The 23,266-nt window shown below is 54.7% G+C and carries 20 protein-coding genes, 1 tRNA gene and 1 pseudogene; 9 read left to right on the plus strand and 13 right to left on the minus strand.

What is annotated here, in order from left to right; translation table 11 throughout:
- Nucleotides 1-36 precede the first annotated feature (36 nt).
- Entirely contained in the window at nt 37-1,044 is a 1,008-nt protein-coding gene (locus tag M2418_RS07025) for an asparaginase (protein WP_259145645.1), read from the minus strand.
- A gap of 160 nt (nt 1,045-1,204) precedes the next feature.
- Here M2418_RS07025 and M2418_RS07030 point away from each other — a divergent pair, with 160 nt between their 5' ends.
- Nucleotides 1,205-1,966 carry a DUF3750 domain-containing protein gene (locus M2418_RS07030; RefSeq protein ID WP_259145646.1) on the plus strand — a complete coding sequence of 254 codons (762 nt, stop codon included), beginning with the start codon at nt 1,205-1,207 and terminating at the stop codon, nt 1,964-1,966.
- A 255-nt stretch (nt 1,967-2,221) separates the two neighbouring features.
- On the opposite strand, the gene M2418_RS07035 is transcribed toward M2418_RS07030, so the two are convergent.
- The 4 genes from M2418_RS07035 to M2418_RS07050 form a co-directional block, all read right to left on the minus strand.
- On the minus strand, nt 2,222-3,226 hold the full coding sequence (locus M2418_RS07035) for an NAD(P)H-quinone oxidoreductase (protein ID WP_259145647.1): 1,005 nt from the start codon (nt 3,224-3,226) through the stop codon (nt 2,222-2,224).
- An 83-nt stretch (nt 3,227-3,309) separates the two neighbouring features.
- Complete coding sequence (locus M2418_RS07040) at nt 3,310-5,115, minus strand: bifunctional diguanylate cyclase/phosphodiesterase (RefSeq protein WP_259145648.1); 1,806 nt, start codon at nt 5,113-5,115, stop codon at nt 3,310-3,312.
- A gap of 189 nt (nt 5,116-5,304) precedes the next feature.
- Nucleotides 5,305-5,544 (minus strand): type II toxin-antitoxin system ParD family antitoxin, encoded by a 240-nt coding sequence (locus tag M2418_RS07045; protein ID WP_259145649.1) that lies wholly within the window; start codon nt 5,542-5,544, stop codon nt 5,305-5,307.
- Nucleotides 5,545-5,817: 273 nt separating this feature from the next.
- On the minus strand, nt 5,818-6,363 hold the full coding sequence (locus M2418_RS07050) for an HdeD family acid-resistance protein (RefSeq protein WP_259145651.1): 546 nt from the start codon (nt 6,361-6,363) through the stop codon (nt 5,818-5,820).
- A 162-nt stretch (nt 6,364-6,525) separates the two neighbouring features.
- Here M2418_RS07050 and betI point away from each other — a divergent pair, with 162 nt between their 5' ends.
- From betI to M2418_RS07070, 4 genes are all read left to right on the plus strand, one after another.
- The gene (gene betI, locus M2418_RS07055; RefSeq protein WP_259145652.1) at nt 6,526-7,131 is read left to right on the plus strand and encodes a transcriptional regulator BetI; all 606 of its coding nucleotides are present in this window, start codon (nt 6,526-6,528) and stop codon (nt 7,129-7,131) included.
- Between the two features lie 27 nt (nt 7,132-7,158).
- Entirely contained in the window at nt 7,159-8,622 is a 1,464-nt protein-coding gene (betB, locus tag M2418_RS07060) for a betaine-aldehyde dehydrogenase (RefSeq protein WP_250983132.1), read from the plus strand.
- A gap of 144 nt (nt 8,623-8,766) precedes the next feature.
- A complete protein-coding gene (betA, locus tag M2418_RS07065) occupies nt 8,767-10,419 on the plus strand; it encodes a choline dehydrogenase (RefSeq protein WP_259145655.1) in 1,653 nt (550 codons plus the stop codon).
- A gap of 122 nt (nt 10,420-10,541) precedes the next feature.
- A complete protein-coding gene (locus M2418_RS07070) occupies nt 10,542-11,906 on the plus strand; it encodes a chloride channel protein (protein ID WP_259145657.1) in 1,365 nt (454 codons plus the stop codon).
- A gap of 2 nt (nt 11,907-11,908) precedes the next feature.
- Here the strand turns inward: M2418_RS07070 and M2418_RS07075 are convergent, their stop codons facing one another.
- The 5 genes from M2418_RS07075 to M2418_RS07095 all read right to left on the minus strand — a co-directional run bounded on the left by M2418_RS07075 (nt 11,909) and on the right by M2418_RS07095 (nt 16,638).
- On the minus strand, nt 11,909-12,946 hold the full coding sequence (locus M2418_RS07075) for a sulfate/molybdate ABC transporter ATP-binding protein (RefSeq protein ID WP_259145659.1): 1,038 nt from the start codon (nt 12,944-12,946) through the stop codon (nt 11,909-11,911).
- A gap of 11 nt (nt 12,947-12,957) precedes the next feature.
- Nucleotides 12,958-13,830, minus strand: a complete 873-nt coding sequence (cysW, locus tag M2418_RS07080) for a sulfate ABC transporter permease subunit CysW (protein ID WP_250983136.1) — start codon at nt 13,828-13,830, stop codon at nt 12,958-12,960.
- Nucleotides 13,823-14,680, minus strand: a complete 858-nt coding sequence (cysT, locus tag M2418_RS07085) for a sulfate ABC transporter permease subunit CysT (RefSeq protein ID WP_250983137.1) — start codon at nt 14,678-14,680, stop codon at nt 13,823-13,825. Before cysT ends, cysW begins: the two co-directional genes overlap by 8 nt.
- Nucleotides 14,681-14,908: 228 nt before the next feature.
- Entirely contained in the window at nt 14,909-15,934 is a 1,026-nt protein-coding gene (locus M2418_RS07090) for a sulfate ABC transporter substrate-binding protein (RefSeq protein ID WP_250983138.1), read from the minus strand.
- Between the two features lie 263 nt (nt 15,935-16,197).
- On the minus strand, nt 16,198-16,638 hold the full coding sequence (locus M2418_RS07095) for an Rrf2 family transcriptional regulator (RefSeq protein WP_250983139.1): 441 nt from the start codon (nt 16,636-16,638) through the stop codon (nt 16,198-16,200).
- A gap of 226 nt (nt 16,639-16,864) precedes the next feature.
- On the opposite strand from M2418_RS07095, the gene M2418_RS07100 reads away from it, so the two are divergent.
- From M2418_RS07100 to cysN, 3 genes are read left to right on the plus strand one after another with little or no spacing between them, the layout of a single operon-like run.
- Nucleotides 16,865-17,635: a phosphoadenylyl-sulfate reductase gene (locus M2418_RS07100; protein WP_259145914.1), complete on the plus strand. Its 771-nt coding sequence runs from the start codon at nt 16,865-16,867 to the stop codon at nt 17,633-17,635.
- A 36-nt stretch (nt 17,636-17,671) separates the two neighbouring features.
- On the plus strand, nt 17,672-18,622 hold the full coding sequence (cysD, locus tag M2418_RS07105) for a sulfate adenylyltransferase subunit CysD (protein WP_250983140.1): 951 nt from the start codon (nt 17,672-17,674) through the stop codon (nt 18,620-18,622).
- Nucleotide 18,623: 1 nt separating this feature from the next.
- A complete protein-coding gene (gene cysN, locus M2418_RS07110; RefSeq protein WP_259145662.1) occupies nt 18,624-20,099 on the plus strand; it encodes a sulfate adenylyltransferase subunit CysN in 1,476 nt (491 codons plus the stop codon).
- A gap of 266 nt (nt 20,100-20,365) precedes the next feature.
- On the opposite strand, the gene M2418_RS07115 is transcribed toward cysN, so the two are convergent.
- The gene (locus M2418_RS07115; RefSeq protein ID WP_259145663.1) at nt 20,366-21,415 is read right to left on the minus strand and encodes a LacI family DNA-binding transcriptional regulator; all 1,050 of its coding nucleotides are present in this window, start codon (nt 21,413-21,415) and stop codon (nt 20,366-20,368) included.
- Nucleotides 21,416-21,702: 287 nt separating this feature from the next.
- Here M2418_RS07115 and M2418_RS07120 point away from each other — a divergent pair, with 287 nt between their 5' ends.
- A complete protein-coding gene (locus tag M2418_RS07120; protein WP_259145665.1) occupies nt 21,703-22,521 on the plus strand; it encodes an alpha/beta fold hydrolase in 819 nt (272 codons plus the stop codon).
- A 35-nt stretch (nt 22,522-22,556) separates the two neighbouring features.
- On the opposite strand, the pseudogene M2418_RS07125 reads toward M2418_RS07120, so the two are convergent.
- Together M2418_RS07125 and M2418_RS07130 are read right to left on the minus strand one after the other, a co-directional pair.
- Nucleotides 22,557-22,829 (minus strand): annotated as a pseudogene (locus tag M2418_RS07125) (flagellin); the annotation flags it as partial.
- Nucleotides 22,830-23,043: 214 nt separating this feature from the next.
- Nucleotides 23,044-23,120, minus strand: a tRNA-Pro gene (locus tag M2418_RS07130).
- Nucleotides 23,121-23,266: the final 146 nt, after the last annotated feature.

The raw sequence follows: 23,266 nt of genomic DNA on the forward strand, positions 1-23,266 counted from the left end.
TCCTTTAATTTCACTCAAGGACGAAGTTTCGCGACCTCACTGCGAAAAACCGGCAGCGACCCTGACGTCGCCGACGTGGATCTTGTTCCAGTTTTTCATGCCACGGTTCGACATGGCCAGCAGGTCGGCCTGTTGCTGACTTCCCTTTTCAGAGTAACGCGCCAACAGCGCCGCAATCATGGCTTCTGCCGCACGCGTTGTTCCGTCTTCGCATTTCACCGCCATGGCAATTCCGCTCTCGGGCAGCGCCGCGACGAACACACCTTCCGCTCCGGTCTTGGCAAAGATACGACCGGGTGAAACCTGCATCAGGCGCGTGCAGGTTCTGCCCGTCCCGGCGACATAAAATGGTTCAGCCATGCAGGCGTCGATCAGGCGTTTCGCCGATTTCGCCCGCAAAGGCTCAAGCCCGGTGCCGGTTGCCATTTTCGCAAAGCCATGTGCAAGCCCCTTCAACGGAACCGCATAGGTGGGAATGGAACAGCCATCGGTGCCGCAAGTTTCATGGGACAGCACGGCGCCAGTCAGCGCCTGCATGGTTGTACGGATTTCCTGCTGCAAAGGGTGGTCGTAACCGACGTAACCTTGCGGATCGACGTCCATGTGGCAGCAGGCGCAGACAAAACCGGAATGTTTACCGGAGCAGTTGTTGTGCAGGGCTGTCGGTTTTTCCAAGGTACGGGCCTGATGAATGAGTGTTGCCTGATCGGACGACCAATGGGCGCCGCACTCCAGCACATTCACGTCTCGACCTGCTTTTGCCAGCATCGAGGCCGCCAGCTCGACATGGGCATCTTCGCCATTGTGCGACGAGCAGGCCAGCGCTAGTTCCCGGTTACCGAAGCCATAGGCGTCTGCGGCACCACTTTCCACCAGTGGCAGAGCCTGCATGGCTTTGCAGGCCGAACGCGGGAAAACACCGCTTTCAATATCGCCGGCGGAAAACAGGATCTTGCCGTCACCATCGACCACCACTGCCATTCCATGATGACGGCTTTCGACCAAATTTCCGCGGGTAACTTCAACAGTAACAGGATTGTTCATAACGGCCTCAAAAAACTCCAGATAATATAGGTTCCTACCGCATGACGCCTTAAATCGCACTGATTCAAGGCATGGATCATGCAGCCATTCCAGCTTCCCTTGCGCAGTGTACAGAAGGCGTTGCGCTTTGAAAGGTAGTGGATACAACGCACGGGGCAATATGAGATACGTCAAACGTTTCTTCGTTCTGGTTTTTGTCATCTTCCTTTTACCGGCCATCGCATCTGCCGGGTTATGGGCCATTCGCGACAAGCCCTCCAGCTGGCGTGAGGCAAAGTGGTCATCATCTGGGCTATTGCCGAAAACCGATGACCAGAAGGACGCTGCGGTTTATGTGTTTTCCGCGATGACTGGCGGTTTTAAGGGCGCGCTGGCCAGCCATGCATGGATCGTTACCAAGGAAAGAAACGCGGCGCGCTACAACCGCTATGACAAGGTTGGCTGGGGCAATCCTATCAGGGTGAACAACTATCCGCCTGACGCTTTCTGGTATTCCAATCCGCCACGTCAGGTCATTGCGATCAAGGGTGATGAAGCTGAGTGGCTGATCCCGAAAATCGAAAAGGCGATTGCCGCGTACCCGTACGCCAAACAGGGTGGTTATCAGATCTACCCCGGCCCCAACTCCAATACATTTGTTGCGCATGTGCTGCGCTCGGTACCGGAACTGGGTGTAGCCTTGCCGCCAGATGCGGTCGGGCGGGATTATGTGCCGAATGCCGCCTTGTTCCATGTCGATGACGACTGGAAAGATGTCCATGTGTCCTGGAGAGGTCTGATCGGGGTTGCCGCTGGCGTGCGCAGCGGATTTGAAGTCCATCTGCTTGGGCTTGTCGCCGGTATCGATGTGGTCAATCCCGGCATAAAGGTCCCCGGCCTTGGCTGGTTTGGTATGCAACGCACCGGCAATATCGCGATTTGATAGGTCGTAAAAACAGGAAAAGGGCCGCTCACGCGACCCTTCCATGAGTTTGATCCTGATAGAGGACCCGAACTGTCATTCAAGATGGCAGTCCGAAGGAAGGTTGGTCAGGCCGAGGGCTGCCCCGTCAAAACCTTCTCCTTTCCCAAGCCCAGTACAAAGATCGAAATCTCATTAGACATTGGATCACCTTCCTTTCGCTACGTTGAACATGAGAGAAAGGTAATCCATCCATGGGCGATTTCAAGGGCTTTCTTACGTATTCAACTTAAGTACGATTTTGCCGATGTGCTGACTGCTTTCCATCAGCCTGTGTCCTTCAACCACATCGCTGAATGGAATGACCTTGTGAATGCAAGGCGCAATGGTTCCGTTTTCGATGAGCGGCCAGACCTGTTGTAACAATTCGTCCCGGATAACCTGCTTTTCAGCCGCGGTGCGCGGCCGCATGGTAGAACCGGTTACCGTCAGTCGCTTGACCATGATTGGTGTCAGGTTCACCTTTTCGGCAACCGCACCGCCGAGAAATGCGATGATGGACAGACAACCATCCTTGGCAAGGCTTGCCAGATTGCGCTCGAAATAATCAGCGCCGATCATATCCAGAACGACGTTGACACCCTTTCCACCGGTATTTTCCTTGATGATGGCGACAAAATCATCGGTCTTGTAATTGATGGCGACATCGGCCCCGATCTTGAGGCAGGCTTCGCATTTCTCAGCAGAACCCGCCGTGACATAGACCTTGGCACCGAACGCCTTGGCAAGCTGGATGGCCGTGGTGCCAATGCCGCTTGTTCCGCCATGAATAAGAACGCTCTCGCCTTCGCCGAGACCTGCCATCTGGAACAGGTTTGCCCAGACGGTGAAGAAGGTTTCCGGCAATGCAGCTGCACGTTCTGCATCATATCCCTTGGGAAACGGCAATGTCTGGCTAGCCGGAACGGCGCAAAATTCGGCATAACCGCCACCATTGGCGAGCGCGCAGACCTTCTGTCCGATGGCAAAACCGTTTACGCCTTCGCCCAGCGCAACAATTTCGCCGGCGATTTCCAGGCCCAGAATCGGATTGGCGTCCTTGGGAGGCGGATAGGTTCCCTGCCGCTGCGCCACATCTGGCCTGTTGATTCCTGCCGCTTCAACCCGGACCAGAATTTCGCCCGTCTTCGGTTGAGGTACAGGCCCCTTGGCCAAGACCATAACCTCGGCGCCGCCAAAAGAGGGCAGATCGACAAAATTCATTTCATGCGGCAATGCCATAGAACAATCCTCCTGAAACAATGCAGGGGGAAAGGCTTAGAGGAATGGTATGGCGAAGAAAAGAAGACGCTTTGCCACTGGCGTCATTTTGTCCCGTTAAATACCCGGACCGTCAGGCCGTCCTTGCTGTCCTTGGCGGCTTTCTTGATAGCAGCGATTTCACTTCCGATACGCTCGCTGTCGCCAATCATCAGACCTTTCGGCAGCTCCAGAACGGCAATAGAACAACGCAGCAGCGCAAAGAAACGCTCTGTTCCGAAGCGGTCGTGACCAACGATACGGCCTGCTTCCCGGTCATCTTCAGAGTAGAGTTCGATGACGTCGCCGTGAAAATCGCTGAGCAGTCTTTCAAGAATCTCCAAGATTTCCTCACGCGACCAGCCACGAACGCCAATGAAGAAATCATCGCCGCCAATATGGCCGAGGAAACAGCCGCCAGCAAAGAAGTAACGCCGCATAAGAGCGGCGAATAATGAAATTGCATGGTCTCCGATGTGAAAACCGTATTTGTCGTTGAACGGCTTGAAGTTGTCAAAGTCGCAGTAACACAGGAAACGGGTATCGTCGTCGTCGCGGCAGCCCTCTTCAATGAAGCTGCTGATGGCACGGTTGCCAGGTAGTGCCGTCAACGGGTTCTGGTCCTGCGCCATTTTCAGCTTTTTCTCATTGACGACCTTGATAAGCGAGGCCGCAGAGACAACACCGACGTAACGTAGATTTTCCGTCAAGATCACGCAGGCGCTGCCATCCATGCTGGCAAACATCGACATCAACTGGTCTGCATCAGCGTCCAGACCAACGATCGGCGCGGCGTCGACAAAGTGCGATATGGTGCGCTCATAGACCTTGTTCTTTAGCAGGTCGCGACCAAAGGGCTGATAGATATATTCTTTTAGGTGGTGCTCGTTAATAACACCGCGCGGCTCGCCATTTGCATTGAGAACCGGGAAAAAGCCTTGGGCAGGGTTTCTGCGAAACAGTTCAAACACGCTGTCGATGCTGTCGTTCTCATAAACGGTCGGCAGACGTTCAATCTGTTTACGGATGAGTATTTCATCCAGTGACTGGCTGCTGCGACGGTTCTCGCCCAAATGTTGGAGATGTGGGAAGGCCGGCTGCAATTCAGTGGTAAAGGTTGTCGGCCGGGCAATGAGCCAGCCCTGTACCAGATCAACGCCATATTCGCGGCATACAAGGAATTCCGCTTCGGTTTCAATGCCTTCAGCGATAACCCGCACACCCAGAACATGCGCAATGTTGACGATGTGGCGCACCAGATGGCGTTTGCGTGCATTGCTGTCGACACCATCGATGAAGTGGCGGTCAATCTTAAGATAATCCACCTGGTAGTCGCTAAGAAGTTTCATTTCGCCATGACCGACACCGAAATCGTCGATGGCAATCTTGAAACCTTCCTTGCGCATTCTGGCGATCAGCGAAGAAAATTCCGGCACGCTGGTATTGTCGAAGCGTTCAGACAGTTCAAAACAGATTGAAGACGGCGCGATACCGGCGCCCGAAAGATGCGAAACAAGCTTGTCGAGAATGGCATCCCCATGACGTATCAATCGAACATCAAGATTGAGAAAAAGCGTGGCAGAGGTAAAATCAGGTAAGGTCGAAAACTTGGCCAGTGCCCTGCTGGCCAGCAGGTTTTCCAGCGCGACAAGTTGGCCGTCACTTTCCGCCTGATCAAGCAGCGCCAAGGGAGAAGAAAAGCCCAGCTTTTCGTGACCGCGCATCAGGGTTTCGTAACCGAACACCGTTCCTGTTGTGGTTTCCACAATCGGCTGAAATGCCGTTTCCAGAACCAATTTAGACATGGACATCATCTGTCCGCTGGCAAAACGACGTATCGAAGGGTGATCCAACGCCAGAGCCGTTGTCATGATTATTCTCCGTACCATAATTATACGGGTTTACGCGGCCTTTTGGGCACGGCGACAACACCGCTTTTTACGGAGAAGCATCCTGAAAACTGGTCAATAAAAGATTGACCGTATGTGAATGTTGGATGAAAGTTTTATGACATAACTGTCACACTTCAGCCGGCCAATATTGTCAGACAAGACGCTGCATCAGCCGCACCGCTTCTTGTCTGCGTGAGCTGCAAAAAGCTCTGCAACATTCACTCGCTCATCTTCATGATTTTGCTGACCTTTAGCAGCAACGTCCAAGTCGTTTGTCTGCGACGATGCGACCCACAAACGCAATGCGGCACGCACAACCTCGCTGCCGGATGCGTATGCACCACATTCAACAGCATGGCGCATTCTCGCCGCCTGCTCCGGGGAAACTGACACAGTGACCATAGGCATATTGTTTCTCCCTTTTTCTCAAATCATGCCCCTTGGCAGAACTGCCGAAAAATTGGGCCAGCTTTGGATTGGTTGCGGTCTTATTATTTTGAGCCTGACCGTGGCACCGGACATTGGTAATCCGAAGACATTATATTAGCACAAACTACCGCAACTTACAAAACTCATTCGGGATGAATGTTCGACGCAAGCGCACCCGGTTGAGCCGAGCAATAATGCAGACGATACGCTGCAGGTTCCGCCGCCCTTGTTATTTTACCTGCATTTTGATGTTCAGGATTTTAGCGCAAGCCCAAGCGCAATCAGCGCCCAGCCTTGCATCATCAAATCAATCGACAGGAAAAGGCCCAGCACCCAGATGCTGTTGACTGGCCAGCCAAGCGCGATGATGAAGCCCGCCAGTGCGGTGACGACACCCGCGACAACCACCCAACCCCAGCTTTTCAGCGGACGCAGTTTCACGCCAAGCCATATGCGCGACACACCGGCAATGACTAGGGCGACGGCCATCATCAAAGTCAGCACGGCAGCTGTCAGGTTCGGGTTCTGAAACGCAATGATGCCTGCCAGCAGATAAAGGACACCGCTTAACGTCCAGAACAGGATGCTTTCCCAACCTTTGACCTGGAAGGCATGGATAAGATGGATGACACCACCCATCAGCATCAGCAGGCCGACATAAAAGACTGAGGCGGCGGTCGCGACCATCAGGTTCGCAAAGGCGATGATACCAAAAACAAGAAGAGCAACCCCGAGAGCGACAAACCACCCCCATTTGGCGTGAATACCGGACATTTTCAAAGGCTGGAAATCGGACATTTTTGACACTCCATCCGCACGGTATGATTTCATCATATACACCTAATAGGTGACTGCAATTGATTTAGCGCAACATCAAATAAGCGCCTTTAAAGGTGCCATTTATTTTTATTGATTGATCAATCAATCAAATGTAATTTTGACTGATATCAGGAGACAGTCATGCCGAAGATTGGAATGGAGCCGTTGCGCCGAAAGGCTTTGGTGGATGCCACGTTGCGGGCAATCGGCCATCACGGTTCGCTCAATGTCACAATGAACGAGATTGCCCGGGAAGCCGGTGTGTCTGCGGCATTGGCACACCATTATTTTGGCAGCAAACAACAGCTTCTGCTGGAAAGCATCCGCAGCATGCTGCGGGATTTGCGCGTTGACGCGATTGCGGCACTCAACAGTGCCTGTGGTCCACGCGAGCGGCTTTCTGCCATTATCCGTGTTTCGTTTCAGCAAGACCAGTTCACCAGCGAAACGATTGCCGCATGGCTTGCCTTTTACGTCGAGGCACAGCGTTCGGAGGAAACCAGACGGCTATTGTCTCTCTATACACACCGGCTGCGCTCAAACTTGTTGGCGGATCTCAAGCGGCTCTGCCCGCTGGATGATGCGGCGCGCATCGCCGAAGGTGCCGCTGCGATGATTGACGGTCTCTACATCCGTCACAGCCTGCGCGCCGCGCGCTTTGACATCAAATCGGCAATCGCCCTGGTGGAGGATTATCTGGACGCAAAACTCGTCCCCTTCACCGATGCCCTTGCCCCTAAACAATAAACGAATTTCTTTTCCGGAGTTCTCGACATGAAAACCCAACCAACTGCCTCGCATTTCATTGACGGCGAATATGTGGAAGACCAGCAGGGTACTGCTTTCGAAAGCATTTATCCTGCGACCGGTGACGTGATCGCAAAGCTGCATGCCGCAACCCCTGCTATCGTCGAAAAGGCGATTGCTGCGGCCAAGCGTGCGCAACCGGAATGGGCCGCGATGAGCCCGACGGCGCGTGGCCGAATTCTCAAGCGCGCTGCTGACCTTATTCGCGAGCGCAACCGCGAACTGTCCGAACTGGAAACCTACGATACCGGCAAGCCCATTCAGGAAACCATCGTTGCCGATCCGACCTCTGGCGCCGATGCCTTTGAGTTTTTCGGCGGCATTGCACCGGCAGCTCTCAACGGCGACTACATTCCGCTAGGCTCCGATTTTGCCTACACCAAGCGCGTGCCGCTTGGCGTCTGCGTGGGTATCGGCGCATGGAATTATCCGCAGCAGATTGCCTGCTGGAAAGGTGCACCTGCTCTTGCAGCCGGTAACACCATGGTGTTTAAACCTTCGGAAAACACACCGCTTGGCGCCCTCAAGATTGCAGAAATTCTGGCAGAAGCCGGTGTGCCAAAGGGCGTTTTCAACGTCATTCAGGGCGACCGCGATACCGGCCCGCTTCTTGTCAACCACCCCGACGTTGCCAAGGTCTCGCTGACCGGCTCCGTGCCGACTGGACGCAAGGTCGCAGCTGCGGCTGCCAGCCACCTCAAACACGTCACCATGGAACTTGGCGGCAAGTCGCCGCTGATCGTATTCGATGATGCCGATATCGACAGCGCCATTGGCGGCGCGATGCTTGGCAATTTCTATTCGAGTGGTCAGGTCTGCTCCAATGGTACGCGTGTGTTCGTCCATCGCAAGATCAAGGATACGTTCCTTGCCAAGCTGAAGGTGCGTACCGAGGCCATGTCGGTTGGCGATCCGATGAATGAAGAAACTCAGCTTGGCCCGCTCGTTTCGCTCGCTCAACGTGAAAAGGTTCTGGCTTACATTGAAAAAGGCAAGGCCGAAGGCGCAACGCTGGTGACCGGCGGTGGCATTCCCAACACGGTCTCCGGCACCGGATATTATGTTCAGCCAACCGTATTTGCCGATGTCACAGACGATATGACGATTGCCCGCGAGGAGATCTTCGGGCCGGTGATGTGCGTGCTGGATTTCGACAGCGAAGAAGATGTGATCGCACGTGCCAATGCGACCGAGCTTGGTCTTGCCGGTGGTGTCTTCACCAGCGATCTGTCGCGCGCCCACCGCGTTGTCGACCAAATCCAGGCCGGTACATTGTGGATCAACACCTACAATCTTTGCCCGGTCGAAATTCCGTTCGGTGGTTCCAAACAGTCCGGTTTTGGCCGTGAAAATTCGGTTGCGGCACTGGACCACTACAGCGAATTGAAGACGGTCTATGTCGGCATGGGCAAGGTGGACGCGCCGTACTGAAGCGATCCCTACTCGTTGTAGGAACGTCTTCTCCCCCTCATTCCTGTGCTTGTCACAGGAAACCAGCCACGCAGCGTCTGCTGCGTGGAAAAGACTCTGGACCGCAATTTACCCTTGAGCGATTGATATTTGGGATTGATACCAATGCAGCAAGCAGATTTCGTTATCGTCGGCTCGGGTTCGGCCGGTTCAGCCATGGCCTATCGTTTGTCGGAAGACGGCAAATACTCCGTCATCGTGATCGAGGCTGGCGGCAGTGATTTTGGCCCCTTCATCCAGATGCCGGCAGCCCTTGCTTGGCCGATGAGCATGAAACGCTACAACTGGGGTTACCTGTCCGAGCCGGAACCCAACCTTAACAATCGCCGGATCACCGCACCCCGCGGCAAGGTGATTGGCGGTTCATCCTCGATCAATGGCCTTGTCTACGTGCGCGGCCATGCGGAAGACTTCAACCGCTGGGAAGATCTTGGTGCACGAGGCTGGGCCTATGCCGACGTACTGCCCTACTTCAAGCGCATGGAGCACAGCCATGGCGGGGAAGAAGGCTGGCGCGGCACCGATGGTCCGTTGCATGTGCAGCGCGGTCCGGTCAAAAACCCGCTGTTCCACGCCTTTATTCAGGCCGGCCAGCAGGCCGGTTTTGAAATGACCGAGGACTATAACGGCTCCAAGCAGGAAGGTTTTGGCCTGATGGAGCAGACCATCCATGATGGTCGGCGCTGGTCTGCCGCCAATGCTTACCTGCGGCCAGCGCTCAAGCGCCCCAACGTATCGCTGGTGCATGGTTTTGCCCGCAAGATCGTCATTGAAAACGGTCGCGCGACCGGCGTGGAGATCGAGCGAAAAGGCCGTGTCGAGGTCATCAAGGCTGGCCGCGAAGTGATCGTGTCGGCCTCCTCGTTCAACTCGCCGAAATTGCTGATGTTGTCTGGCATTGGCCCGGCTCAGCATTTGCAGGATATGGGCATTGAGGTAAAGGTAGATCGACCGGGTGTCGGCGCCAACCTGCAGGACCATATGGAATTCTATTTCCAGCAGATATCCACCAAGCCAGTATCGCTTTATTCCTGGCTGCCATGGTTCTGGCAGGGCGTGGCGGGCGCACAGTGGCTGTTATCGAAGGGTGGCCTTGGGGCTTCCAACCAATTCGAGGCCTGCGCCTTCCTGCGCTCAGAGCCGGGCCTCAAACAACCGGATATCCAGTACCACTTCCTGCCGGTGGCCATTTCCTATGATGGCCGTGCTGCCGCCAAGAGCCACGGTTTTCAGGTTCATGTCGGTTACAATCTGTCGAAGTCGCGTGGCAACGTGACCTTGCGCTCCGCCGACCCGAAGGCCGATCCGGTTATCCAATTCAATTATATGAGCCATGAGGAAGACTGGGAGAAGTTCCGCCACTGCGTAAGGCTTACGCGCGAGATTTTTGGCCAGAAGGCATTTGACGATTATCGCGGCCCTGAAATTCAGCCGGGAAATACCGTACAATCCGATGATGATATCGATGCTTTCCTTCGCGAACATCTTGAAAGCGCCTATCACCCTTGTGGCACCTGCAAGATGGGCGATCGTGATGACCCAATGGCGGTCGTCGATCCGGAATGCCGGGTGATTGGTGTGGAAGGATTGCGTGTCGCCGACAGCTCGATCTTCCCGCATGTCACCTATGGTAACCTGAACGGCCCATCGATCATGACTGGCGAAAAGGCCTCTGACCATATTCTTGGACGCCAGCCGTTGCCGCGCTCCAACCAGCAGCCATGGACCAATCCACGCGCTGCCGTCAGTGACAGATAAACGAGTGCTACCGTCAAAATCGAAAATCCCCGCCAGATATGCGGGGATTTTTATTTGCAATGGTATTACACGAGGCAGATAAGAGGGCAGCCTGATCGTTGACTGACTAAAGATCGTTTCCGATGCCCATGAATTACAAGAAGCTGAAAATGCTGCGTCGCTCACGCGTGATGTGGGGATCTTGGCGTGTGTGGAAACCCAGAGGAATTTTCTGGCTGGGTGCAATAGCAGTCGGCGTCATCAGCGTTGCCTTTGCAAAAATGGCGGATGCCGCGCAGCACCTGTTTTTTGCCATGACATCTGCAGGCGAATACACCTTCCTGCTGCCATTGATCATTACACCTGCCGGCTTCATGCTTTGTGCATGGATTGCAGCAACCATTTTTCCCAACTCTCAGGGCAGTGGCATTCCGCAGGCTATTGCTGCGCGCCATTTGCGTGATGTCGAAGATCGCTCACGGCTCTTAAATCTGAAAGTCGCCACGGGAAAAATCATTCTCACGATCACCGGTCTGCTGTGCGGCGCGTCAATCGGACGTGAAGGCCCGACCGTCCAAGTGGGTGCATCCATCATGCTGCAAGCCGCCCGCTGGGGCGGTATAGCGCAAGCCCGCGGCCTCATTCTCGCTGGCTCTGCTGCGGGCATCGCGGCGGCCTTCAACACGCCGCTTGCCGGCATCGTTTTTGCCATTGAGGAAATGAGCAGAGCGTACGAATCCCGTGCCAACGGCCTGGTGCTCATGGCCGTCATTCTTTCCGGTCTTGCCTCGCTTGCGCTGGTCGGCAGCTACACTTATTTCGGTGCAAGCACTGTCTTGGCCACCACGGCAAAAGACTGGGCACTGGTTCTGGTTTGCGGTGTTGGCGGTGGCGTTTTCGGTGCCTTGTTCAGCGCACTCGCCTTGAAGATTTCGCAGCGTATACGTCGATGGAACCGCTATACACCCCTGCGAAAAGTGCTCTTCATTGCCCTGATATGCGGTTTGGGTTCCGCACTGCTCGGCGTCATGACCGGTGGCGCAACATTCGGCACCGGCTATGAACAGGCCCGTGCGGCCATTGAAGGACATGGAACCGGTCAGTTGTTCTTCGTCGAAAAACTTGCCGCAACATTGCTTGCCATGCTGTCCGGTATTCCCGGTGGAATTTTTGCTCCATCGCTGTCGGTTGGAGCAGGTTTTGGCAGCACGGTTGCCTCGATGCTCGGCGCCAGCATCGGCCTTGGTGCGATTGTCGGCATGGCGGGGTATTTTGCCGGTGTCGTTCAAGCGCCTATGACAGCCTTCGTGATCATTCTGGAAATGACCGGCAACCACGAAGGCGTTCTACCCATCATGGCAGCCGCCATGCTGGGCTATCTGACGTCGCGGTTCATTTCGCATGAACCACTTTATCATGGCCTCTCCCGAGTTTTCCTGGCACAGAGCATTCGTGACAAACGCGCGACGCAACGTCACGATGCTCCGGCCAGCACACCGAGCCCCTAAGATTACTTCTGAAAAATCTTCCAGCGCGTTGGGCGGAAACGCAGTTCCTGCCCAACCACGATCGACGCATGCAGCGGCACTTCGATTTCCAGATGATAGGAATCATGGCCGTTATTGGCGATGTCGATTTCTGCAATGCGTGTTCCGGCCAAACGACGACAGGTGGTAACCTTGCCGTAGAGCGCGCTCTGATCGATAGTCAGTTCGACATCTTCCGGACGGAAGAACAACTCGCCCTCACCCTTGCCTTCATCGGAAACGCCGATCTGCTCACCCTGGAACAGAACATGGCCGTCCTTGATCGACACCGGCAGGCTGGAAGATTCACCGATAAATGAAAACACGAAAGGTGAGTTGGGACGATCGTACACGTCATCGGCCGTTCCGACCTGCTCGATCTTGCCCTGGCTCATCACCACCACACGGTCGGCTAGTTCGAGCGCCTCTTCCTGATCATGTGTTACGAAGACGGTGGTGTGCCCAGTACGGTCATGGAATTCACGCAGCCAGCGGCGCAGTTCCTTGCGCACCTTGGCGTCAAGCGCGCCGAATGGTTCGTCGAGCAGCAGGACCTTTGGTTCGATTGCCACGGCACGTGCCAAAGCAACACGCTGGCGCTGACCGCCTGACAGCTGGTTCGGATACCGTTTTTCAAGGCCGCTCAGATGCACCATATCAAGCAGTTCCGACACGCGGCGCTTGATCTCGCTTTTGGCCGGACGTGTGTCCGACGGGCGTACCTTCAAGCCAAAGGCAATATTTTCGGCCACCGTCATGTGGCGGAAAAGCGCATAGTGCTGAAACACGAAACCAACGTTACGTTCCTGAACACTGCGGTGCGAGGCATCCTCATCACCGAAAAAGATCTGCCCTTGCGTGGGTTGCTCCAAACCGGCGATCAAACGCAACAGCGTGGTTTTGCCCGAACCGGAAGGTCCAAGAAGCGCGATCAGTTCTCCAGAACGAATGTCCAGCGACACATCGTTCAAAGCCGGAAAACGATCAAACTGCTTGGTAATGCCGGAAACTTTGACTTCCATAAAAATGCCCTTCAATGCTTGCCGGCAGCGTTGCCCGCGCCAAAGCGAATTTCAAGAATAGTTTTCAGAACGAGCGTAACCAGTGCCAGACCTGCCAGCAGCGTTGCGACAGCAAATGAAGCGCCGATATTATACTCATTATAGAGAATCTCGACATGCAACGGCATGGTGTTGGTTTCACCGCGAATGTGACCTGATACCACCGACACAGCGCCGAACTCACCCATAGCGCGCGCGTTACACAGCAACACGCCGTAAAGCAGGCCCCATTTGATGTTGGGAAGGGTCACGTACCAGAAGGTCTGCCAGCCGGACGCCCCGAGCGAAATGGCCGCTTCTTCGTCACCCGTTCCCTGCTCTTGCATCAGCGGAATCAGTTCGCGTGCCACGAACGGAAAGGTCACAAATACCGTGGCCAATACGATGCCGGGCACGGCAAACAGGATTTCGATACCGTAGCTTTTCAGCCATGGACCGAGCACGCTGTGGGACGAAAACAGGATGACATAAACAAGCCCCGAAATCACAGGTGAAATCGAGAACGGCAGGTCAATCAACGTGATCAGGAACGCCTTGCCCTTGAATTCGAACTTCGCAATGGCCCAGGCCGCTGCGACACCGAAGATCAGGTTTAGCGGAACCGAGATGGCCGCAACTAGCAATGTCAGGCGAATGGCCGACAGAGCATCTGGCTCGACAATCGCTTCCCAGAAGGCTTCACCGCCCTTGCGGAAAGCTTCAAAAAACACCGAAACCAGCGGAAGCACCAGAAACAGGGCCAGGAAGAGGAAAGCCAGAGCAAACAGCGCCAACTTTGCAAGCGGGCCTTCAGTTGCCGGATCACGGAATGGTCTGGATTGGATGGTGCGCGCGTTATCAGGCATATCCGTACCTCTTGCGGCTCCAAGCCTGAATGAGATTGATGACAAAAAGCATTGCAAAGGAAATGATCAACATGATCGTCGCAATGCCTGTCGCGCCTGCGTAATTGAATTCCTCCAGACGGATGACAATCAACAGCGGCGCGATTTCCGACACGTAAGGGATATTGCCGGCAATAAAGATGACAGAACCGTATTCACCCACACCACGCGCGAAGGCCAGTGCAAAACCTGTCAGAATGGCAGGCACCAGACCCGGCAGCAGAATACGAGTGATCGTCTGAAAACGGTTGGCGCCCAAAGTCGCAGCAACCTCTTCCACCTGACGGTCAATTTCCTCCATGACCGGCTGCACGGTGCGCACCACAAATGGCAGACCGATGAAGATCAGCGCGATGACAATACCGGTTGGTGTGAAGGCGATCTTGATGCCAAAGGGCTCAAACCATGACCCAACCCAACCACGATTGGAATAAAGTGCAGTGAGCGCGATACCGGCAACGGCGGTTGGCAAAGCAAACGGCAGGTCGACGATGGCGTCAACAAACCGGCGGCCGGGGAAGCGATAACGCACCAGCACCCATGCGATTATGACGCCGAACACGGCGTTGACCAGGGCGGCTACGAAGGCCGTGCCAAAGCTAACGCGCAGGGCGTTCAGTGTTCTGCTATCTGTGGCGATGGCAATAAAGTCTGCCAGACCGAGTTTTGCGGTGGACCATACCAAGCCGCCAAGAGGAATGAGAATTATAAGAAAAAGGTAAGTTATCGTGTAGCCCAGCGTCAGGCCAAATCCTGGCAGGACACTCGACTGACGCCACTTCCACCTGCTTGGCGATGGGGTATTGCTCATCAATGCTCCGGGTAAACTCTGGTGGCGAAAGCCACCCTTTTCAGAACGCCGGGAAAACTGGACTAATCCCGCCACTCTCAGCTGTTGTTCAGGCACCAGGCGTCAGGACACGCTGTCAGGCAAAATCCACGCCGGCACTTTACGCGCCATCGACCGGCTTGTGGCCGGTCGATATTTTATCCGGTCTGGACTGGTTTGCTGCCAATCCAGAATGTTCACATCATCCGCTTACTTGCCGGGCTTGTAAATCTGGTCGAAGATGCCGCCGTCACCAAAATGTTCCGGCTGCGCCTTGGCCCATCCGCCAAACAACGGGTCGTCGATGGTGACCAGCTTGATGTCTGGCAGCTGCTTCAACAGGTCAGGTGCAACGACAGACGGGTTGGATGGGCGGTAGAAGTGCTTGGCAGCAATGTTCTGACCTTCGTCAGAATAAAGATACTGCAGGTAAGCTTCTGCAACCTTGCGGGTACCCTTGGCATCGACGTTCTTGTCAACCACAGCGACTGGTGGCTCCGCGAGGATGGAGATCGGCGGCACAACGATATCGAAAGCGTCCTTGCCGAATTCCTCACCGGCCAGATAGGCTTCGTTTTCCCAGGCCAGCAGCACGTCACCAATCTGACGCTGTGCGAAGGTTACCGTTGAACCACGGGCGCCTGTGTCCAGCACCGGAGCGCGTTTGTAGAGTTCAGCCACATAGGCTTTGATCTTGTCCTGATCGCCCTTGTACTCTTCATTGGCCCATGCCCAGGCAGCAAGATAGTTCCAGCGTGCGCCACCTGAGGTCTTCGGGTTTGGCGTTACGATCTGGATATCGCCCTTTACGAGGTCACCCCAGTTATGGATGCCCTTCGGGTTGCCCTTGCGCACCAGGAAAACGATTGTCGATGTATAAGGAGATGAATTGTGCGGCAGGCGTGTGCGCCAGTCGGCATTGATCTTGCCACCATTCTTCACGATCGCATCGATGTCGCTCTGCAGGGCGAGCGTAACTACATCGGCTTCAAGACCGTCGATAACCGAACGGGCCTGTTTGCCGGAGCCGCCATGCGACTGCTGAATGGTAATGTCTTCACCCGTATCTGCCTTCCACTTCTTGGCGAAGGCGTCGTTGAAATCCTTGTAAAGCTCACGGGTCGGGTCGTAGGAAACGTTCAACAGTTTAGTATCGGCCGAGGCGGCGCTAAACGAGCCAACCGTCAGTGAAAGGCTCAGAGCCAGAACGCTCAAGCCGGAGAGAAGCTTTGACATAGGTTTTCCTCCTATTGGATGCCTCTTAACTCTACTGGTTCAGTCGTCTTGGTCAATCGCAGGAATTGTGATTGCAAAAGTGTTTCCCCCCGGCTTTCCGGCGGGCAATAAACACAGTGCACAACGGCAAAATTGCGCAATATGGCCCTTTGAACTCAAACACACAGGCAAAACGAATTCACGTTTTTATGCAAAAACGGGGCACTACAGGCAGGATAATTCATTCAGGCGGAATATTGTTCCCCGACAAATCGCGTCAAGCGTCAGGCCTTGAGCAACTCCGGAACCATCACACCGCTGACCGAATCCTCGATGGTGGTGTTGAACAGGATGTTGCGGGTGCTGTCGGCAACGCGGGCAAATACGTGGCGAATTTCGCACTGGCTTTCGCCATCACAGTCCTCACATTGGCGGTACGCCGTCTGCGACAGACAGGGCAGCGGCGCAACGGGACCATCGATCAGACGTAGGATTTCGCCAAAAGTAATATCGTTGGCTGGGCGCAGCAGAAGATAACCACCCTGCTTGCCACGTCGGCTTTCGACGTAACCTTCGCGTTTCAGCTCAAGAAGGATTTGCTCCAGAAACTTTTTCGGAATGGCTCGTTTCTTGGCTATATCGGAAATCTGCACAGGACATGCGTCATCGCTTTGTGCCAATGCGGCCAGCGCCCTCAACGCATATTTCGCCTTCTGGGAAATCATAACAAAACCAAAAACACGCCACACAAACAAATGTTCCCCCGCATTAGCGCAATTTCCGAAAGAATTCAAACCGATGACTGCCCTTCTTACGCGTGGGCACGTTTTGCTTAAGAATTGGCATGTGTGAGAGATATTTGCTCCCTAAAGCAAAGGCCAAAGACTCACATTTCTTACAAAGAGCGGCCTGAAGACCGATAATCGCCAAAATCGCAGATGGATGCCGATGATGACGATGCCTAAGCCTTTGCAGACCGATAAACCTCTCGACATTGTGTCGCTGGATGAAGCCCTTGCCTCACTGGATTTGGCCGGGAGGTTGTCGCTTGTGGCAGGGCTTGGCGGTCGTGCGGTGTTTACCACCAGCCTTGGCATTGAAGACCAGGTTATCATCGCTGCCATCGGCACCCACCGGCTGCCAATCGAAGTGGCAACGCTTGAAACCGGCCGTCTGTTTGCCGAAACCGTTACGCTGATTTCGGAAACCGAAGAACGCTACGACATCGCCATCCGTCGCTTTTATCCCGAACAGGACGACATCGACGCCTATGCCGCAAAGTACGGCCTGAACGGCTTTTACGAGAGCGTTGAAGCCCGCCATGCCTGCTGCCATGTCAGAAAGCTGAAGCCGCTGGCCAGAGCGCTGGAAGGTGCTTCTTTCTGGATTACCGGCCTGCGCCGTGGTCAGTCCGGCAACCGGGCGTCCACGCCCTTTGCCGAATATGATGCGGACAGAAACCTCATCAAAATCAACGCCCTTGCAGACTGGGACATTGATGCGATCCACGCCCATGTGACGAAGGAGAGCATTCCGGTGAACCCGTTGCACGGACGTGGTTATCCCTCGATCGGCTGCGAACCGTGTACACGCGCCATCAAGCCCGGTGAGCCTGAGCGCGCCGGACGCTGGTGGTGGGAAAACGACGAAAAGCGCGAGTGCGGCCTCCATGTTGCGGAAGCACCTCAAGCCTCTCTCCTCCCCTCATCATCCCAGCAGTAACCTTTTCTCAGAATTCAGAAATCCCGGAGTTTTTACATGTCCAGTGCCCTTCCGGAAACGGAAAGCAAAAGCCCGCTTGCACCCAAGCCGCCTCTTGATCCCCATCTGAAAGCCCTTGAAAACGAAGCCATTCACATTTTCCGTGAAGTTGCAGCCGAGTTCGAAAATCCTGTGATGCTGTATTCCATCGGCAAGGACTCGTCCGTCCTGCTGCATCTGGCGCGCAAGGCATTTTTCCCTGGCCGCGTGCCGTTTCCGTTGTTGCACGTCAACACCGGTTGGAAGTTCAAGGAAATGATCGAGTTCCGTGACCGCATGGTCAAGGAATATGATCTCGACCTGATTTCCCACACCAACCCGCGTGGTGATGCAGAGAAGATTTCGCCGTTTACCCATGGTTCGCTTTACACCGACATCATGAAAACCGAAGCGCTGAAGCAGGCGCTGGATGCCGGCAAATTCGATGCTGCATTCGGTGGCGCACGCCGCGACGAAGAAGCAAGCCGCGCAAAGGAACGTATCTACTCGTTCCGCACGCCGGATCATCGCTGGGACCCGCGCAACCAGCGCCCGGAACTGTGGAACATCTATAACGGCATGATCAAGCGTGGCGAAAGCGTACGCGCCTTCCCGCTGTCCAACTGGACGGAAGTCGATATCTGGCGTTACATTCAGGCGGAAAACATTCCGCTGGTGCCACTCTATTACGCCAAGAAGCGCCCCTATGTTGAGCGCGATGGCATGATGATCCTGGCGGAAGATGAACGTCTGGAACTCCTGCCGGGCGAAGTGAAGCAGGAAGGTATGATCCGCTTCCGCACACTCGGCTGCTTCCCACTGACCGGCGCCATCCGCTCCACAGCGACGACGCTGACAGAAGTTATCGACGAGCTGGAAATTGCGACCGTTTCCGAACGGCAAGGCCGCGCCATTGATCGTGACCAGTCCGGCTCCATGGAAAAGAAGAAACGCGAAGGATATTTCTGATATGGCCTCCCATAACGAAACCACCTCCGCAACAATTCTGCCGTTTGCAGAACCGGTCAAGGCAGTGCGTGACACGCGCCCCTTGCGCCTGATTACCTGCGGCAGCGTGGATGATGGAAAATCGACTCTGATCGGCCGCCTGCTTTGGGACACCAAGGCTGTGAAGGAAGATCAGGCTGCAACGCTACGTCGTGACAGCGGCAAGCAGAACGACCTTGGTCTGCCGGACTTTGCATTGTTGCTGGATGGCCTTCAAGCCGAGCGCGAACAAGGCATCACTATCGATGTCGCCTATCGTTATTTCTCGACCGAAAAACGCGCCTTCATCGTCGCAGACACGCCCGGCCACGAGCAGTACACGCGCAACATGGCAACCGGCGCTTCGACCGCCGACCTTGCCATTCTGCTGATCGACGCCCGCGTCGGCATCCTTGAGCAAACCCGTCGTCACGCGACGATTGCTGCCCTGATGGGCATCAAGCAGTTCGTGTTGGCGATCAACAAGATCGACTTGACCAATTACGATAAGGCCGGCTTTGAGCTTATTGCCCATGACTTCCGCGAATTTGCGCTGTCGCTGGGTGTGAAACAGATTACCGCCATTCCTATGTCTGCGCTGAAGGGCGAAAACGTGGTGCTGAGCGGTCATGCCGCCATGCCATGGTATGATGGCCCGACTTTGGTCGAAACACTGGAACTGGCAACTGTCCGTTCCTCGCAAACTGTTGGTTTCCGTATGCCGGTCCAGCGCGTATCGCGTCCGGGCGAAAGCTTCCGTGGTTATCAGGGCACGATTGCCGGTGGCTCAGTCAAGCCGGGCGATTCCGTCGTCATTCTGCCGTCCGGTACGGTTGCCAACGTCAAGCAGATCGTGACGTTCGATCTGGTGCGCAACGCCGCCGTGGCTGGTGATGCAGTGACACTGGTGCTTGACCGGCAGGTCGACATTTCCCGTGGTGACGTCATCAGCTCAATTGACGGCCAGCCGCATGCCGGGCTTGCCTTTGATGCGCAACTGGTTGCCTTGCAACCCGGTGGCATTGAACCCAATAAACGTTACTGGCTGAAAAGCGGCAGTCGCCGCCAACGTGTAACAGTTGAGCCGGTCTCACAACTCGACCTCAAGAACGGCAAATGGCAAGAGCATTCGACCGCACTGGCAATGAATGCCATCGGCAAGGTGCATCTGGCCTTTGATGAGACAGCGATCTTTGATCCCTATGAACTGAACCGTGCGACCGGCTCGTTCATCCTGATCGACCCGGACACCAACAACACGGTTGCGGGTGGCATGATCGTGTCCAAGCGCAGCGATGTTAGCGCATTGGGTAGCAATGAACGGGTGATCCTATCACTGCCAGCAGATCTGGCTGAAAAGTTGCTGTCGAGCGAGCTGTTTGCGAACCGCCGTGATGACATTGACGTTCGCCGGACAAATGCAACTGCAGCCAACCGGATCATCAATGATCTGAGCTGAGGTTCCGCGTTCAACCAATGCAAAAGCCACCTTCCTCGGAAGGTGGCTTTTTGATTTTTGCCTGTTACGGCATACCGCGCTTGGTTTGGAGATCTTCAAGTATTCCTGCTAGTGCAGGAAGAACATCCAGATCAAAAGCACAACAACAAACGGTACGCCCATGGCCCACAGAAGCATTGCTCTTAACATGTTTCTACCTCCTTGCTTGTTCGAATAAATAACGACAGGGCGATGGAAAAGGTTCCAGAGCAGTTCAGAGACTTATTTCAAATTGATACAGGGCTGCGTAGACGCCGCGTGGTTTGCCGCTCGACAAACTGATAGTCGAGGCTGACGATTTTCTCCTCAACCTTTTTTCCTGCCGCCAGCGTCAGCAGCATGTCGGCAGCGCGGTAGCCCATCTCGAAACGCGGAATACGCACCGTCGTCAGCGGCGGTTCAGTAACGCTCGCAAAGTCCAAATCGTTAAAACCACAGATTCCGAAATCTTCGGGGATACGGATGCCGAGACGCTGGGCTTCAAAAATAACACCCAACGCCACATCATCGCTATGACATAAAACGCCATCGGCATCCGGCACGGCCTCAATGAAAGCGCGCGCAAGGCGAGAGCCCAGCCTTGGGCTTGGCGGCGTATCCTCCCAGATCACCAGTTTTTCGTCGTATAGGCCAGCATCGCGCATCGCCTCGCAATAGCCCATCTGGCGCTGTCGGACGCGGAAATCATTGCCGCCACCGATCAGTGCGAAACGACGATAGCCCTGTGCCAGCATATGCCGTGTTGCGGCTCGTGCTGCACTCCGATGGTCAATCGCCACTGCAAATTCCGATAATGGAAAACTGACATCAACGGTTTGCACGATGGGGCATGCGGCCTCGCGCATGAGCGCTTCCATACTGCCGTGATCTTCTACCCCGGCCAGAATGATACCGGCCGGACGCTGCGCGGCAAACAGGCGGATCTTGGCAATTTCTTCGGCCAGATCATAATGGGTATTGGCATATTGAATGCTGTAATCACTGCCCCTCACCCGCTCCTCGATGCCACGCACCACACTCAGTACGGCAGCATGTGACAGGGATGGAACAAGCACGCCAATGAAACCACTGCTGCCACGCGCGAGGGCCCGCGCTGCGAGATCCGGAACGTAACCCATTTCCGCTACAATTTGCAGAATCATCTCACGCAACGTCTCGGAAACCTTGTCCGGCTCCCGCAATGCTCTTGAAACGGTTATTGCACTGACACCAGCTTTTTCTGCGACGTGCTGCAAGGTAATCTTTTCACGCGCCGTGCGTTTGTTGCGTAATGTCAATCATGCACCTCTGGAGAACGATCCCAGCTTAATTACCCTATTTTAACCGCATTTTCAAACTGCAACGTTGTAGATTGAATATTATCGGCCGGAAATTGAATCGCTTCTGTTCATAATATTTAAAAGAAAACGCATTACGTGCCACACCCCCATAAATGGGGGTACAGTATTAAATCATCATAAACCAAACCAAACACTGTATTGCACGCAAGTGATGGAAACTAGTTTTCGTCCCTTCAAAATATCGTAGAGTATTCGCAAACAATTTTACGGAAATGAACACGCATATGATTACCACAGATCATTTTTTCCACTCCGGCAATGCCCGCCTTGCTTTTGGTGAAGCTGGCGAAGGCGAACCGGTTATTCTGACCCATGGCTATACCTCCAGCACCGCCACCCAGTGGGGCAAAGATGGCGTATTAGACTCCTTGCCGAGCCAGTTTCGCGTCATCGCACTCGATAATCGCGGCCATGGCAACAGCCAAAGCCTGCATCGCCGCGAAGACTACGGCCGGGAAATGGCGCTGGATGTGTTGCGTCTGATGGATCATCTGAAGCTAGAACGCGCGCATATTCTAGCCTATTCGCTTGGTGCGCATATCGCCGCTCAAACACTGACTATCGCGCCCGAGCGTATGGCAAGCCTGACACTCGGTGGCGGGGTCGGACGCTGGAATTTTACGGCCGCAGAACTTCAGGCGATTTCTGACGAGGCGGATGAACTGGCCAATGGTGCAATGACCAAGCACATATTGCGCATGTGGACTGGTTCGCCCAAACCCGACCCAGCGGAGGTTATTGAGATTTCGCGCCAGAGGCTCGCGGGCAAGGATGCATTGTCTCTTTCCGCCATCAAACGCTCAATGCCGGACCATATTGTGACCGTTGAGGAGATGAAGGCGAGTATCGAAAGGACGTCGCTACCGGTTCTCGGCATTATCGGTTCACTGGACTGGCAGGCGGAAGCCATGCGGGAACTCAAGAGCCGCATCCCGCAAATCGAGCATGTGGAAATTGACGGCGCCACTCACGGCAACGCCACATCCCACCCGCTGTTTCGGCAAGCTGTCACTGACTTCCTCAAGCGTCATCCAATGGCATGACGGTTTGGCATCCACGATCTCAGTTTGCCGGTTGATCAGCGGAACAGCTGCGCGATATTTTCGGAGTTGGAGTTGGCAATCGACAGCGCCTGGATTGCCAATTGCTGCTGTGTCTGGAGCGCTTTCAACCGCGTCGAGACTTCGTTCATGTCAGCATCAACGAGGCGGCCGATACTCTGACCAATGAACTGAGATAGCCTGTTTGCGAACTCGGTCTGCATGTCGATACGCATGGAAAGCGCGCCGAGCGTCGCGGCGCTGTCAATCGTTTCGGGCAACATGTGCTCAACGCCTTCGATGTCTTTGTCATCTTGAACCGTGTGGAAGTGACAGCAATCTCCGCAAGGTCAAAATCCAACGTGAATGGAACAGCGCCAACGGCATCAAAATTTACGAGTGGCAAGCCATGAGTTGTTGCTCTGGAAAGAGCAAAAACGCCTTTGCAAACTGTCCGCAGAGGCGAAAAATAACACGCCATCATGCTAAGAGCGCAGGTCAAATATTTGATTTTATGGGATAATATGGTCGGAGTGGAGAGATTCGAACTCCCGACCCTCTGGTCCCAAACCAGATGCGCTACCAGACTGCGCTACACTCCGTTACCTGCGGCACTCTATAGACCAGCCTAAAACGTTCCACAAGCGGACAACGCAGCTTTTATGTAAATTTTATGATGGTTCTTTGCTCATTTCGTTTGGGCTTGCGCATCCGCAATTTTCAGCCGGGCGCAAACGTTACAAAAAAG

Source organism: Rhizobium sp. BIGb0125 (assembly GCF_024810055.1).
In the GTDB taxonomy this organism is placed as follows: Bacteria; Pseudomonadota; Alphaproteobacteria; order Rhizobiales; family Rhizobiaceae; genus Agrobacterium.

Excerpts from the sequence above, each read along its gene's own strand:
- M2418_RS07025 (WP_259145645.1), bottom strand. The coding sequence starts at position 1,044 with ATGAACAATCCTGTTACTGTTGAAGTTACCCGCGGAAATTTGGTCGAA.
- M2418_RS07030 (WP_259145646.1), top strand. The coding sequence starts at position 1,205 with ATGAGATACGTCAAACGTTTCTTCGTTCTGGTTTTTGTCATCTTCCTT.
- M2418_RS07035 (WP_259145647.1), bottom strand. The coding sequence starts at position 3,226 with ATGGCATTGCCGCATGAAATGAATTTTGTCGATCTGCCCTCTTTTGGC.
- M2418_RS07040 (WP_259145648.1), bottom strand. The coding sequence starts at position 5,115 with ATGACAACGGCTCTGGCGTTGGATCACCCTTCGATACGTCGTTTTGCC.
- M2418_RS07045 (WP_259145649.1), bottom strand. The coding sequence starts at position 5,544 with ATGCCTATGGTCACTGTGTCAGTTTCCCCGGAGCAGGCGGCGAGAATG.
- M2418_RS07050 (WP_259145651.1), bottom strand. The coding sequence starts at position 6,363 with ATGTCCGATTTCCAGCCTTTGAAAATGTCCGGTATTCACGCCAAATGG.
- betI (WP_259145652.1), top strand. The coding sequence starts at position 6,526 with ATGCCGAAGATTGGAATGGAGCCGTTGCGCCGAAAGGCTTTGGTGGAT.
- betB (WP_250983132.1), top strand. The coding sequence starts at position 7,159 with ATGAAAACCCAACCAACTGCCTCGCATTTCATTGACGGCGAATATGTG.
- betA (WP_259145655.1), top strand. The coding sequence starts at position 8,767 with ATGCAGCAAGCAGATTTCGTTATCGTCGGCTCGGGTTCGGCCGGTTCA.
- M2418_RS07070 (WP_259145657.1), top strand. The coding sequence starts at position 10,542 with ATGCCCATGAATTACAAGAAGCTGAAAATGCTGCGTCGCTCACGCGTG.
- M2418_RS07075 (WP_259145659.1), bottom strand. The coding sequence starts at position 12,946 with ATGGAAGTCAAAGTTTCCGGCATTACCAAGCAGTTTGATCGTTTTCCG.
- cysW (WP_250983136.1), bottom strand. The coding sequence starts at position 13,830 with ATGCCTGATAACGCGCGCACCATCCAATCCAGACCATTCCGTGATCCG.
- cysT (WP_250983137.1), bottom strand. The coding sequence starts at position 14,680 with ATGAGCAATACCCCATCGCCAAGCAGGTGGAAGTGGCGTCAGTCGAGT.
- M2418_RS07090 (WP_250983138.1), bottom strand. The coding sequence starts at position 15,934 with ATGTCAAAGCTTCTCTCCGGCTTGAGCGTTCTGGCTCTGAGCCTTTCA.
- M2418_RS07095 (WP_250983139.1), bottom strand. The coding sequence starts at position 16,638 with ATGATTTCCCAGAAGGCGAAATATGCGTTGAGGGCGCTGGCCGCATTG.
- M2418_RS07100 (WP_259145914.1), top strand. The coding sequence starts at position 16,865 with ATGACGATGCCTAAGCCTTTGCAGACCGATAAACCTCTCGACATTGTG.
- cysD (WP_250983140.1), top strand. The coding sequence starts at position 17,672 with ATGTCCAGTGCCCTTCCGGAAACGGAAAGCAAAAGCCCGCTTGCACCC.
- cysN (WP_259145662.1), top strand. The coding sequence starts at position 18,624 with ATGGCCTCCCATAACGAAACCACCTCCGCAACAATTCTGCCGTTTGCA.
- M2418_RS07120 (WP_259145665.1), top strand. The coding sequence starts at position 21,703 with ATGATTACCACAGATCATTTTTTCCACTCCGGCAATGCCCGCCTTGCT.